Raw genomic sequence first — 13208 nt, 5'->3', positions numbered from 1 at the left:
GATGCATCACCGACGACAGGAGCACTCATGGCCCGCATCCCGATCGACATCACCCTCCCCGACCTCGCCGGCACGCGTGCCGTGGTCACCGGCGGAAGCGACGGCATCGGCCTCCGCATCGCCGTCGCACTGGCTGCTGCCGGCGCGGAGGTGGTGCTGCCGGTGCGCAACCCTGCCAAGGGCGAGGCGGCGATCGGACGAATCCGGGAGCACGCCCCCGGTTCGGCGGTGTCGGTGCGCCGGCTCGACCTCTCGTCGCTCGAGTCCGTGGCCGCACTCGGGGAGACGCTCCGATCGGAGGGAGCGCCCATCCACCTGCTCGTCAACAACGCCGGCGTGATGACGCCGCCCGAACGCCAGACCACGGCCGACGGTTTCGAGCTCCAGTTCGGCACCAATCACCTGGGGCATGTCGCGCTCGTCGCCGAGCTGATGCCGCTGCTCCGTGCCGGCCGGGCACGCGTCACGTCGCAGCTCAGCGTGTCGGCGAACCAGGGGTCGATCAACTGGGATGACCTCGGCTGGGAACGCAGCTACAACGGAGGGCGCGCCTACAGCCAGTCGAAGATCGCGCTGGGCCTCTTCGGCCTCGAGCTCGACCGGCGCAGTGCGGCCGGCGGGTGGGGGATCAGCAGCAACCTCTCCCATCCGGGAGTCGCACCCACGAGCCTGCTGGCGGCGCGACCCGAGCTGGGGCGCGCGAACGACACGAGCGGTGTGCGGTTGATCCGCTGGCTGTCGGCGCGCGGCCTCCTCCTCGGCACCCCCGAGAGCGCAGCACTCCCGGCCCTGTACGCGGCGACGGCGCCGGAGGCCCGCTCGGGAGCGTTCTACGGACCGAAGGGCTTCGGCCACCTGGGCGGCGCCCCCGCAGAGCAGCCGCTCTACTCCCGGTTGCGCAGCGAGGACGAGGCTCGCCGGGTCTGGCAGGTCTCCCAGGAGCTCACGGGGAGCTCGTTCCCCGGCACCTCACCCGAGGCCTGAGTGGCCGGTGTGACGGATGTCGCGCTGCCCACCCGAATTGGTCGGCGACGTGATCGCGACACGCCGACGCAGGCCCTCCGGCGCCGTTTAGACTTGGTACCCACGCCGAGACTCCCGGAGAATCAGTGCCCTCGAACGACTCCTTCGTGCACCTGCACGTCCACAGCGAATACTCGATGCTGGATGGCGCCGCGAGAGTCAAACCGCTCATCGAGGCGGCCAAAGAGCAGGGCATGCCGGCCGTCGCCGTCACCGACCACGGCAACGTCTTCGGTGCGTTCGACTTCTGGCGCACCGCCACCGAGGCGGGCATCAAGCCCATCATCGGCACGGAGGCCTATCTCACCCCCGGCACCCACCGCAGCGACAAGACGCGCGTGCGCTGGGGCAACGGCGGGGGAGACGACGTGTCGGGCGCGGGTGCCTACACCCACATGACGCTGCTCTCCGAGACCACGGAGGGCATGCACAACCTCTTCCGCCTGAGCTCGAAGGCGTCGATCGAGGGCTACTACTTCAAGCCCCGAATGGATCGCGAGCTGCTCAGCCAGTACGGCAAGGGGCTCATCGCCACCACCGGATGCCCGTCGGGCGAGATCCAGACCCGGCTCCGGCTGGGGCAGTACGAGGCTGCGAAGCAGGCCGCATCCGACTTCCGCGACATCTTCGGCAAAGAGAACTTCTTCGCCGAGATCATGGACCACGGGCTCGAGATCGAGCGGCGCATCATGCCCGATCTGCTGCGGCTGGCCAAAGAGCTCGACCTCAAGCTCGTGGCCACCAACGACCTGCACTACACGCACGCGCACGACGCGACATCCCACGCCGCGCTGCTCTGCGTGCAGTCGGGTTCGACGCTGAGCGACCCCAACCGCTTCAAGTTCGACGCCGACGAGTTCTACCTCAAGAGCGCGCAGGAGATGCGGCAGCTGTTCCGCGACTATCCGGATGCCTGCGACAACACTCTGCTCATCGCCGAGCGCTGCGAGGTGGCCTTCGACACGAACGCCAACTACATGCCGCGCTATCCGGTGCCCGAGGGCGAGACCGAGGCCACCTGGTTCGAGAAGGAGGTGGAGGCGGGGCTCAAGGAGCGCTACCCGAACGGCGTCACGCAGGAGGTGCGCGAACGCGCCGACTACGAGGTGGGCGTCATCAAGAGCATGGGCTTCCCCGGTTACTTCCTCGTGGTGGCCGACTTCATCAACTGGTCGAAGCGCAATGGCATCCGGGTGGGGCCGGGCCGTGGCTCCGGTGCCGGATCGATGGCCGCCTACGCCATGAAGATCACCGACCTCGACCCGCTCGTGCACGGGCTGATCTTCGAGCGGTTCCTCAACCCCGACCGCGTCTCCATGCCCGACTTCGACGTCGACTTCGACGACCGTCGCCGCGGCGAGGTCATCAAGTACGTCACCGAGAAGTACGGCGACGAGCGCGTGGCCCAGATCGTGACCTACGGCACGATCAAGGCCAAGCAGGCGCTGAAGGACTCGGGGCGCGTGCTCGGCTTCCCGTTCAGCATGGGGGAGAAGCTCACGAAGGCGATGCCGCCGCCCATCATGGGCAAAGACATCCCGCTCTCCGGCATCTTCGACAAGAACCACCCGCGCTACAAAGAGGCCGTCGACATCCGCACGGTCATCGAGACCGACCCCGAGGCGCGCACCGTGTTCGACACGGCGCTCGGCATCGAGAACCTCAAGCGCCAGTGGGGGGTGCACGCGGCCGGCGTCATCATGTCGAGCGACCCGCTCATCGACATCATCCCCATCATGAAGCGCGAGCAGGACGGCCAGATCGTCACGCAGTTCGACTATCCCGCCGCGGAGTCGCTCGGCCTCATCAAGATGGACTTCCTGGGGCTTCGCAACCTCACGATCATCGACGACGCGCTCGACAACATCCGGGCCAACCGCGGTGAACACCTCGTTCTGGAAGACCTGGCGCTCGACGACAAGGCGTCGTACGACCTGCTCGCGCGCGGCGACACGCTCGGCGTCTTCCAGCTGGATGGCGGCCCCATGCGCGGGCTGCTGCGGCTGATGAAGCCCGACAACTTCGAAGACATCTCAGCCGTGCTCGCGCTCTACCGGCCGGGGCCGATGGGTGCGGACTCGCACACCAACTACGCGCTGCGCAAGAACGGGATCCAGGCGATCACGCCCATCCACCCCGAGCTCGCGGAGCCGCTGCTCGAGGTGCTGGGCGGTACGTACGGCCTCATCGTGTACCAGGAGCAGGTGATGTCGATCGCGCAGAAGCTCGCCGGCTTCACGCTCGCCCAAGCCGACCTGCTGCGCCGCGCGATGGGCAAGAAGAAGAAGTCGGAGCTCGACAAGCAGTACGAGGGCTTCAGCGCCGGCATGCACGCCAACGGGTACTCGGAGGCGGCGGTGAAGACGCTCTGGGACATCCTGCTGCCCTTCTCCGACTACGCCTTCAACAAGGCGCACTCGGCGGCCTACGGCGTCATCTCGTACTGGACCGCCTACCTCAAGGCCCACTACCCCGCCGAGTACATGGCGGCGCTGCTGACGAGCGTCGGCGACTCGAAAGACAAGATGGCGCTGTACCTCTCCGAGTGCCGCCGCATGGGCATCAAGGTGCTGCCGCCTGATGTGAACGAGTCGATCGGGTTCTTCACCGCCGTCGACACCGACATCCGTTTCGGTATGGGGGCGGTGCGCAACGTCGGCATGAACGTGGTGGAGCTCATCCGCACCGCGCGTGAGGAGAAGGGTGCCTTCACCTCGTTCGGCGACTTCCTCAAGAAGATCCCGCTCGCCGCCACGAACAAGCGCACCATCGAGTCGCTCATCAAGGCGGGTGCGTTCGACTCGCTCGGCTCGACCCGGCGCGCACTCATCGAGGTGCACGAGGCGATGATCGACAATGCCGTCTCCGAGAAGCGCAACGAGGCCAACGGCCAGGTGGGCTTCGACTTCGACTCGCTGTGGGACGCGCCCGAAGAGGTGCACGACATCCCCGTGCGGCCCGAGTGGGCGAAGCGCGACAAGCTGGCCTTCGAGCGCGACATGCTCGGCCTCTACGTGTCGGATCACCCGCTCGCCGGGCTCGAGATCCCGCTGGCGAAGGTGGCGTCGACGTCGATCCTCGACCTGCTCGAGAGCGAGCACACGCAAGACGGCGACCAGGTGACGGTGGCCGGGCTCATCACGTCGGTGCAGCACCGGGTGGCGAAGAACTCGGGCAACCAGTACGGCATGATCACGGTCGAAGACTTCAACGGCGAGATCACGGCCATGTTCATGGGCAAGACCTACCAGGAGTTCGGCCCGGCGCTCACGAACGACGCCATCGTGGTGGTGCGGGGTCGCGTGTCGCTGCGCGATGACGGCATGAACCTGCACGCCTTCAGCCTCTTCCAGCCCGATCTCGGGCAGGCGGCGGGATCGTCGGGGCCGCTGCAGATCTCGATGGCCGAGTTCAAGGCCACCACCGACACGGTGCAGGCGCTCAACGATGTGCTCATCCGGCACGCGGGCGACACCGAGGTGCGGTTGAAGCTCATCAAGAACGACAACGTGCGGGTGTTCGAGGTGCCGTTCCCGGTGAGTGTGACGGCCGATCTGTTCGGCGAGCTCAAGTCGCTGCTGGGGCCCAACTGCCTGGCGTGACATCCGAGGAGCCGGAGCGGGGTGGGCTCAGGGCGCGTCTGCTCGCCGCCTATGACGAGCAGCTGCGCACCGACTCGGAGACGCCGAGCGCGATCGCCGTGACGCGTCTCGGCCCCCTGCGGCTCGTCACCTTCGCCGGAGGGCGCGGTTTCATCACGTATCGCGACCTCGGCGGGTCGGATGCGGCGGGCATCCGGTCCCTCGTCGCCGGTGCCGTGGCTCACTTCAGTGCCCTGCCCGAGGTCGACCGGGTCGAGTGGAAGACGCGGGGGCACGATGCCGCTCCGGGTCTGCACGAGGCGCTGGTCGACAACGGCTTCGTGCCCGATGACCCCGAGACGATCATGATCGGCGAGGCATCCGCTCTCGCGGTCGACGTGCCGCTCCCGGGTGGTGTGAGGCTGCGCCGCATGACGTCGGAAGTCGATGTGCGCGCCCTCAGTGCGATGCAGGATGTCGCCTTCGGCGATCCCGTCTCCGACGACATGGCCGACGCCCTCCTCCGGCGGCTGGCGCTCGGCGACGGCATGGAGCTGTGGGCGGCGGAGAGCGGCGGCCAGATCGTGTGCGCGGGCCGACTCGAGCCGGTGCGCGACTCCGAGTTCGCGGGTATCTGGGGCGGCGCGACCCTGCCCGAGTGGCGTGGCCGGGGCGTCTATCGCGCTCTGACGGCGGCGCGAGCCCGTTCGGCGATCGCGCTCGGAAAGACTCTCATCCACAGCGACTCCACCGACTTCTCGCGCCCCATCCTCGAGCGCGCGGGCCTGCACCCGATCTCGACCACCACTCCTTATCGCCGAACCGCATGAGAGAACGCCCCTTCGTCTCCAGAGTGTCGATGAGGGTGCTGTTTCCTCTGCGCTTCGGCCGACACCCCGACGAAGCACCACGGATCACCGGTCGGTAACGAACGCGGTTGAAGGCTGGCCCCATCGGCCGAGCGTGTGGCACCGTCGGAGCATGATCGGTCGCCGGGGGAGTGCTCGGGCGTGGCTCGTCGGAAGCGGGGTGCTGGCGCTCGGCGGACTTGCAGGCTGCGTGGGGCAGCCGCTCGCGGCGTGCCCGGCGGTCGGCTACGTCAGCACGCTGTCCGTGCAGCTCCAGGGCGACGCCAGTGCGATCGAGGAGGTGCGGGTGTGCGATCTGCAGGGGCTCTGCTCGGTGCCCGAAGCCTCTCTGGTCCCCGCGGCGACCTCGCCCTCGACCGCGGTGTCGCAGCCGCAACCGCTCGAGTACGCGAGCCCGGAGTTCGACGATCCGGTGGAAGTCCAGCCGATGCTCGCCACCGGGAGGTTCGACGGGCGGATGTGGGTGTTCGTGATGTACGTCGGCGCGTCCGATGTCGTGACGGCCACCGCGTACCGTGGCGACGGCACCGTGGCCGGTGAGGTGTCGAGCCCGCTCACCTGGCAGCGCGTCGGGGGAACCGCGGAGTGCGGTGGGCCGATGGAGGCCGGCCCGGTGATTCTGCCGGTGAGCTGAGGCGAGCCGGCGCAATGGGGAGAGGTCCCCATGTCGGTGGACTGCGGATGCAGGCCGAGCGTGAAAAGCTGTCGTTAGCTCGATGACGGAAGGGTGGGCGATGGCCTCCAGCTACTGGGGTGCGGATGTCGGCGAACTCCGCACGCTCGCGAAGGACTTCGACCAGAAGGCCGCTCAGCTCACGACCCTGATGAGCACGCTCACGTCGGCCATCAACGGCACGACCGCGTGGAAGGGGCCGGATGCCGACACGTTCCGGCAGGAGTGGAACTCGGGGTATCGGCAGTCGCTGACGAACGCCACCACGATCCTCCGCACGGCCTCGACGGCCCTGGTGAAGAACGCCGACGACCAGGAGCAGACGAGCACCGACGGGGGAGCGTTCGGTGGAGGGAGCGGCCCGGGCGGCCCGGGCGGCGACGGATCGGGCGGCGACGGCAGCGGGGGCGACGGCCCGGCCGTCCCCGGCGGCACGGATGAGCAGAACGACCTGTTGCTCGAGATCCTCAACAACCCGGCGCTGCTGCTCGCCGAGGACTTCTTCGACAGCGCAGCCGTGGTCGACCTGATGAACACCCTCACGCAGCTGCGCCTTGCCGGTCAGTTCTCCACCCTCGAGGGCGCGATCGGCTTCAGCCGGTTCGCGAACGGCTTCAACACCCTGAACGACTTCCTCGGCGGCCAGAACTGGGGCTCGCTCACCCAGAGCCTCAGCAACGTCGTCACCGACAGTGCGTGGGCGGCCCGCATCGGCACCGCGGCGGAGTTCCTCGGCACAGCGGGCAAGGTTCTCGGCCCCGTCGGAGCGGTGCTGGGCGTGGTCACCGTGGTGGGCGATGTCGCCGAAGGCGACTACGGCCGGGCCGCCTACGACGGGGTGGCCACGGGCCTCGGCATCGCCGCTCTCGTCACGCCCCCTCCGGCGAACGTCGCTCTCGGCCTCGCGGCCGGCGGGATGGCGCTCGGTGGCCTGCTCTACGACAACGTTCCCGTCTTCCACGACGCCGTCGACGCGACCGGCGAGTTCATCGGCGATGCGGCGGGCGCCGTCGGCGATGCCGCGGCCGACTTCGCCGGCGGGGTCGCCGACGTCGCCGAAGACCTGTGGCCGTTCTGATGAACCGTCGCCGAGACCTCCTCCAGCCGCACCGATTCTCCTGGGAGCACGAATGACCGACACCCGATCCTGGATCACCTTCGAGAAGGCCGTATCGCCCGCCGACACACCGGCCTTCGGCGCCGCGGAGGTCGCCTATGCCGTCTCTCTGAGCTCCGGAGTCGCACGGCAGCGGGCCGAGAGGGCCCTCCAGATCGCCCCCGGCTTCATCACCGAGCAGATCGCGGCCCTCGGCGCATCGAGCCTCCTCGCGCGCGGCGAGCTGATCCTCGAGGGCGATGCGCTGCAGCCGCGCGGCGCGATCCGCCTGCTGATCGCCATCCTGCAGACCGCCGAGCGCTGGACCGAGATCGGGCTGGTCAACGAAGACGGCATCGAGGCGGCCCTCTACCTCCAGTCGCCCGAGCTCTCGGTCTTCCTCCAGCCGGCCGCCCTCAGCACCTGGTCGATGGTGGTCAAGGCTCCGGATGTCGCCGACGCCGACCTGCTCGAGACCATCATCACGGGTAACGCCGTGCGTCATCCGCTCGGCACGGTGTACTTCGGCACCGAACTCACCGGATTCGCCCTCGACGGCTCGGAGAAGACGCACCTGTTCGTGCGACCCACCGGGGAGGGCGCCTGGGATCTCGCCGACGTCGAAGCACCGGGTGACGGCCGTTCCGACGGCGTGGACTCCGCGGCGATGCGAGAGCGCCTCGCCTCCTTCGTGGCATTGCCCGCCGCATGAGCGGCACACGCCCCACGGATCCGGCTCGGGGAGAACTCGTCGAGCCCTTCCCGTGGATGAGCAAGGGGGCGATGGAGGGCCGCTACAAATTCACGCTCAAGTCGCCGACGAGCGAGGCGATCACGGGTACCCTGCTTCTCCTCGCCGGCATCCTGTGTTCGGTCATCCTGTTCGGCCGTGGCGCGGGCGGAGCGGTCGCCCTGGCCGTGCTGCTGATCGTGGTCTTCGGCGGGCTGGGCATCTTCCTGCTGGTCATGGCGGCCTCCCGGGCCCGTTGGGTGCGCGCCTATCGGGCGCTGCACGGCCGCAAACCGTACTAGGCGGCGGTGCTGGCGCAGGCCGGCACCGGGCTTGCCGGGAGCAGCGCGCCGGACGAGAACGGCTTTACCTCGACAAACTAGTGACCAATCCACTTAGACTGTGCCGGTGGGTATTCAGACATCCTTGGACGAGGTCCGCGACGCCGGCCGGATCATCGAAGCCATGCGATTGGCCGACGACCTGGCGTTCGAAGCCAGTCGGGAGCCCGGTCTCCGCACCCTCCGAGTGCTCACGAGCGCGCTGCACTCCGACGACGATCTCGTGGCCATCGCCGCCACCCACGCGTTCGGGCAGATCGTCGACGACGACGCCACCGACGTGCTCTCCGGGCTCCTCTCGCACGATCGCGGGTTCCTCCGCGAGCACGCCGCCTGGGTGCTCGGCTCGCGTATGCCGCACTTCCAAGCCGTGGGCGGCTTGATCCGCATGGTGAACGCCGGCGGTTTCGGCGGCATGATCGCTCAGCGCAGCCTGGAGCAGTGGGCGCTCCTCGCGCCCGATCACATCGCCATCGGACTCGAGGGTGCCCTCCTCGGAGTGGAGCAGCCGGATGCCCGCTACCGCCTCATCGAGACGCTCGGCCTCATCCGGGGCAGCGGTCCATCGCAGCTGCTCCTCACCTCGGCAGTCGACCCCGGTGAGGACGATCTCGTGCGCACCGCCGCGATCGCCGGCCTCGGCCAGCGTCGGGGTGACAGCCGCGTCGCCGAGGTGCTCGACGACCTGGCCAGGTCGTCGCACGACTCCCTCGCGGAGGTGGCCCGACTCGCCCTGATCGACCTGGCAGGCGGTGCGGTCAACACGCGCACGGCCTCCGGCCCCCTCACCGTGGCGCAGTTGTTCCTGCACGCCGATGTCGATGCCGAGTTGAGCGCGGCAGGAAGCGGCGACAACGGCGGCGTCGCGACGCTCCTGGTGCGCCTCGGCGACGCACTCGTCAGCGGCGACGCGTCACCCGGTATCGGCCGGGTGATCACGATGTCCCGCGGCTCGGTGAGCGGCGCCATCGACAGCGTGGCCGATATCGCCGCCCATTCCTCGGGTCACCGATACGGTCGTATCCCGCTCCTCACGCCCACGGTGAGTTCGTCGTCGGCTTGGCCGCAGCGCGTGGCCGCGCGGCGCGGCATCCGGCGCATCCTGCGGGCGGCCGGCGATGTCGACCTGCTGCACCTCCGCATGGCGGAGGTCGGCAGTCTCGCCGCGTCCGATGTGGCGCGCGACCTCGACATCCCGGTGGTGTTCACGGTCGCCCCAGATCCGCACGCCGTCATCCAGTCGATGGACTCCGCAGGAACCCTCACGCGGACCAATTTCGGCACGGCCGACGAGCGGGAGCATTTCTGGTTCCGAGCCCGTCTCGTGCAACGGCTCGCCTCGAACGCGAATCACACCGTGCTCTTTCCCCGTCCCGAACTCCGCCACGACATGCGGATGCTCGTCGGCATCGACATCGACTCGCACCCCGAGCGGCACACGATCGTGCCGGAGGGCATCGACCTGCGCGTGGTCGATCGCGCGGTGCAGGAGGCGGAAGCACACCTCGCGGGTGCCGCGCCGAGCGCAGAGCTCGAGGAGCTGCACGGCCTCCTGGACGCCGTGCCCGAGTCGCGCCGGCACCTTCCGCTTCTCGTGAGCGTGGGCCGCTTCCACCGGGTCAAGGGGATGGCCGCGATCGTGCGCGCCTGGCAGGGGAGCTCGGCGGCGCAGCGCGCGAACCTGCTCCTGATCGGCGGGAACCTCACCTCCCCGTCCGCCGACGAGCGGGAGCAGCTCGACGAGATCGATTCCCTCATCCCTCGGTCCGAGCAGGCCGGGCGCGGCCTTCTGATGCCGGGTCATCGCCCCAACGACACGGTCGCCCGCTGGGTGGCCGCGGCTCGCACGGGCCTGCCCGGGTGGAACGCAGCCGATGGCGTCTATGTCTGCGGGAGCGTGAAGGAGGAGTTCGGTATCGCCCTCCTGGAGGCGATGGCCACGGGACTCTTCGTCGTGGCACCGGATGGCGGCGGCCCGGCGACGTACGTCGAAGACGGGGTCACCGGCATCCTCACCCGCACCTGGCACGAGTCCGCGTTGATCGATGCCATCGACCGCGCTCTCGCGACGGCTGCGGAGGAGCCCACGGGCCGGCGCGCGGATCGGTCGCGAGCCGTCGTCGAGGAGAGCTTCACGATCGAGGCCATGGCGGCATCCCTCGGCACGGTCTACGAGGGCATCCGTCGGGAGAGCGCGGGCGCGGAGTGGCCGGTGCTGTCATGACCGTGCTCGTGATCAGCCCCGATTACGCCTCCCATCTCCTGCCCCTCGCGTCGATCGCGAGCGCGTGGCAGCGGCGCGGTGAACGCGTCGTCGTCGCCACCGGCGAGGCCACCGACTCGATCGTGCAGCAGTTCGGCTACGAACGGGCGCACCTGCAGTTGGGCCGCGGATCGAATCCGGGTGTCATCCGACCGGGGGAGCAGCCGCGTGAGGAGGGTGCTTCGCTCCGGGGGTTCTTCGACGCCACCCGCCTCGGCATGGTGCCGACGCTCCGCTACCAGGCCGAGGAGCGCCTCACCGATCTGATGTGGCAGCCCGTGATCAAGGCGATGGAGACCATCGCCGTGGTGGAGTCCGTACAGCCGACCACCGTCATCGTCGACCACCTGGCGTTCAGTGCGCGGCTGGGTCTCGTCTCCGCCGGCATCCCGTATGTCGATGTGGTGCTCGGGCATCCGTCGGCGCTGCCGGTCGAGGGTGAGCTCTACGGCTTCCCTCCGGCCTGGCCCCGTGTGTTCGATCCCGCCGCACGCTCGGTCGACGAACTGCGCGCGCTCTGCGAGTGGGTCAGCGCCTCGTTCACCGCGGAGTGGAACGCCGCACTGGCCGACCTCAACCCCTCGGCCACGCCCACTCGCTCGGCCTTCGCCGAGACCGGGGATCTGCTGCTCTTCAACTATCCCGTCGAGCTCAGCGACCCGAACCGCGCCGCAGGGCTCCCCGATCACACGCACCTCGGTTCGACGCTCCGCGACGACTCCGGTGACGCCGAGGTCGAGGCCTGGCTGGAATCCTCGTCCGATCCCTACGTCTACGTGAGCTTCGGCAGCTTCCTCTCGGTGCGCGACGACGTGCTCGGAGTGGTCGCGGATGCGCTCCGCAACGCCGGCGTGCGCGCCGCCATCGCCACGGGGTCGGGTTCACGGGATCGGCTCGGAGACATCCCGCCCGGGTGGCTCGTGCGGGAGTACCTGCCGCAGGTGTCACTGCTTCGAGGCGCCTCCGCCGCCGTGACCCACGGTGGCAACAACAGCGTCACCGAGGCCGTCACCTTCGCGGTGCCGTTGCTCGTGCTGCCCTTCTCCACCGACCAGTTCGCCGCCGCGGCCGCGCTCGAGCGGGCCGGGTTCGGCGAGGCGCTCGATCCGAACACGGCCACGGCCGGCACGATCGAGGCGGCGGTGCGTCGGCTGATCGCCCCCTCCTACCCGGGCCGTGCGGCACTCGAAGCCGTCGCGGAAGGCCTGGAGCAGGTGCCCGGCCCGGAGCGGGCCTTCCGCGCGGTCGCGGCGGCGACAGCCGGGGTGCCGCTCGCTCGGTAGGCTTGACGAGCCATGATCCGAACCATCGACCTCCGCGGCCAGACGCCCACCCGCAACGAGCTCATCGCTCTCGTTCCGCGTGCCGACACCGACGTGTCGGTCGCCTCCGAGGCGGCTGCGGCACTCATCGATGCCGTGCGCGAAGAGGGCCTCGTGGCCCTGCGTGACCAGGCCGAGCGCTTCGACAAGGTGGTGCCCGAGCACGTGCGCGTGCCGCAGGCCGAGATCGACGCCGCCGTCGCCGGGCTCGAGCCAGCCGTGCGCGCTGCCCTCGACGAGGCGATCGTGCGGGTGCGTCAGGCCACCGCCGCCCAGATCCCGGATGCCCGCACCACCACCCTCGACGACGGCGCCGTGGTGGAGCAGCGCTGGCACCCCGTGGAGCGGGTGGGCCTCTACGTGCCGGGCGGCAAGGCCGTGTATCCCTCCAGCGTCGTGATGAACGTGGTGCCCGCACAGCTCGCCGGTGTCGGCTCGATCGCCATCGCGTCGCCGCCGCAGAGCGAGTTCGGCGGCAGCATCCACCCCACGATCCTCGGCGCCGCAGGCCTTCTCGGAGTCACCGAGGTGTACGCCATCGGCGGAGCGGGAGCCATCGGCGCACTCGCCTACGGGGTCGACGAGATCGGTCTCGAGGCCGTTCAGGTGATCACGGGTCCGGGCAACGTGTTCGTGGCCGCCGCGAAGCGGCTCGTGCGCGGAGTGGTGGGAATCGACTCCGAGGCGGGTCCCACCGAGATCCTCATCGTCGCCGACGAGTCGGCCGAACCCGAGTTCGTGGCCGCCGACCTGGTGAGCCAGGCCGAGCACGATGAACTGGCGGCCGCGGTGCTCGTCACCGACTCCGCGGCGCTGGCACAGAACGTGCTGTCCGCCCTGTCGCGCGTGGCCGCCGACACCGCTCACGCGGCGCGCGTGGCCGTGGCCCTCGACGGGCCCCAGTCGGCCATCGTTCTCGTCGACTCGATCGAGGTCGCGGCTGCCGTGAGCAACGTGTACGGCCCCGAGCACCTCGAGCTGCAGACCGCGGATCCAGATGCGACGCTCGCGCACATCCACAACGCCGGTGCCATCTTCGTCGGCGCCTACTCGCCCGTGAGCCTCGGCGACTACCTCGCGGGCTCCAACCACGTGCTGCCCACGGGCGGCCAGTCGCGCTTCTCCTCGGGCCTCGGCGCCTACACCTTCCTGCGTCCGCAGCAGCTCATCCGCTACAACCGGGCGGCGCTGGAAGCCGTGGCCGATCGCATCGTGGCGCTCTCGAACGCCGAGAACCTGCCGGCCCACGGCGACGCGGTGACGGCCCGCTTCGCCCAGCCGGCCGGCTGACGCGCCGCCGCAGCCGGTTC

10 protein-coding genes are annotated in these 13208 nt (G+C 69.5%); all 10 read left to right on the top strand.

From position 1 onward, the window contains the following. Nucleotides 1–27 precede the first annotated feature (27 nt). The 10 genes from EPO52_RS13745 (at nt 28) to hisD (ending at nt 13188) form a co-directional block, all read left to right on the top strand. On the top strand, nt 28–984 hold the full coding sequence (locus EPO52_RS13745; RefSeq protein ID WP_290807437.1) for an SDR family oxidoreductase: 957 nt from the start codon (nt 28–30) through the stop codon (nt 982–984). 125 nt (nt 985–1109) lie between these two features. Further along, nucleotides 1110–4625 carry a DNA polymerase III subunit alpha gene (gene dnaE / locus EPO52_RS13740; RefSeq protein ID WP_290807435.1) on the top strand — a complete coding sequence of 1172 codons (3516 nt, stop codon included), beginning with the start codon at nt 1110–1112 and terminating at the stop codon, nt 4623–4625. After that, entirely contained in the window at nt 4622–5434 is an 813-nt protein-coding gene (locus EPO52_RS13735; RefSeq protein WP_290807433.1) for a GNAT family N-acetyltransferase, read from the top strand. Before dnaE ends, EPO52_RS13735 begins: the two co-directional genes overlap by 4 nt. 151 nt (nt 5435–5585) lie before the next feature. Next, the gene (locus tag EPO52_RS13730; RefSeq protein WP_290807431.1) at nt 5586–6107 is read left to right on the top strand and encodes a hypothetical protein; all 522 of its coding nucleotides are present in this window, start codon (nt 5586–5588) and stop codon (nt 6105–6107) included. Between the two features lie 100 nt (nt 6108–6207). Then, a complete protein-coding gene (locus tag EPO52_RS13725; protein ID WP_290807429.1) occupies nt 6208–7224 on the top strand; it encodes a WXG100 family type VII secretion target in 1017 nt (338 codons plus the stop codon). A gap of 52 nt (nt 7225–7276) precedes the next feature. Further along, on the top strand, nt 7277–7954 hold the full coding sequence (locus EPO52_RS13720) for a hypothetical protein (protein ID WP_290807427.1): 678 nt from the start codon (nt 7277–7279) through the stop codon (nt 7952–7954). Then, nucleotides 7951–8274, top strand: a complete 324-nt coding sequence (locus EPO52_RS13715) for a hypothetical protein (RefSeq protein WP_290807425.1) — start codon at nt 7951–7953, stop codon at nt 8272–8274. Before EPO52_RS13720 ends, EPO52_RS13715 begins: the two co-directional genes overlap by 4 nt. Before the next feature lie 106 nt (nt 8275–8380). Beyond that, nucleotides 8381–10537, top strand: coding sequence for a glycosyltransferase (locus EPO52_RS13710; RefSeq protein ID WP_290807423.1), 2157 nt, complete (start codon nt 8381–8383; stop codon nt 10535–10537). Then, nucleotides 10534–11859 (top strand): glycosyltransferase, encoded by a 1326-nt coding sequence (locus tag EPO52_RS13705; protein ID WP_290807421.1) that lies wholly within the window; start codon nt 10534–10536, stop codon nt 11857–11859. The genes EPO52_RS13710 and EPO52_RS13705 overlap by 4 nt, the downstream gene beginning before the upstream one ends. A gap of 12 nt (nt 11860–11871) precedes the next feature. Then, the gene (gene hisD / locus EPO52_RS13700) at nt 11872–13188 is read left to right on the top strand and encodes a histidinol dehydrogenase (RefSeq protein ID WP_290807419.1); all 1317 of its coding nucleotides are present in this window, start codon (nt 11872–11874) and stop codon (nt 13186–13188) included. The last annotated feature ends 20 nt before the right edge of the window (nt 13189–13208 follow it).

The sequence above is a fragment of the Herbiconiux sp. genome (assembly GCF_004297105.1).
Lineage (GTDB): Bacteria > Actinomycetota > Actinomycetes > Actinomycetales > Microbacteriaceae > Herbiconiux.
This window is presented reverse-complemented; position numbering and strand designations above follow the sequence as displayed.

Coding starts and splice junctions, on each gene's coding strand:
- EPO52_RS13720 (WP_290807427.1), top strand. CDS start 7,277: ATGACCGACACCCGATCCTGGATCACCTTCGAGAAGGCCGTATCGCCC.
- EPO52_RS13705 (WP_290807421.1), top strand. CDS start 10,534: ATGACCGTGCTCGTGATCAGCCCCGATTACGCCTCCCATCTCCTGCCC.
- EPO52_RS13725 (WP_290807429.1), top strand. CDS start 6,208: ATGGCCTCCAGCTACTGGGGTGCGGATGTCGGCGAACTCCGCACGCTC.
- EPO52_RS13715 (WP_290807425.1), top strand. CDS start 7,951: ATGAGCGGCACACGCCCCACGGATCCGGCTCGGGGAGAACTCGTCGAG.
- hisD (WP_290807419.1), top strand. CDS start 11,872: ATGATCCGAACCATCGACCTCCGCGGCCAGACGCCCACCCGCAACGAG.
- EPO52_RS13745 (WP_290807437.1), top strand. CDS start 28: ATGGCCCGCATCCCGATCGACATCACCCTCCCCGACCTCGCCGGCACG.
- EPO52_RS13730 (WP_290807431.1), top strand. CDS start 5,586: ATGATCGGTCGCCGGGGGAGTGCTCGGGCGTGGCTCGTCGGAAGCGGG.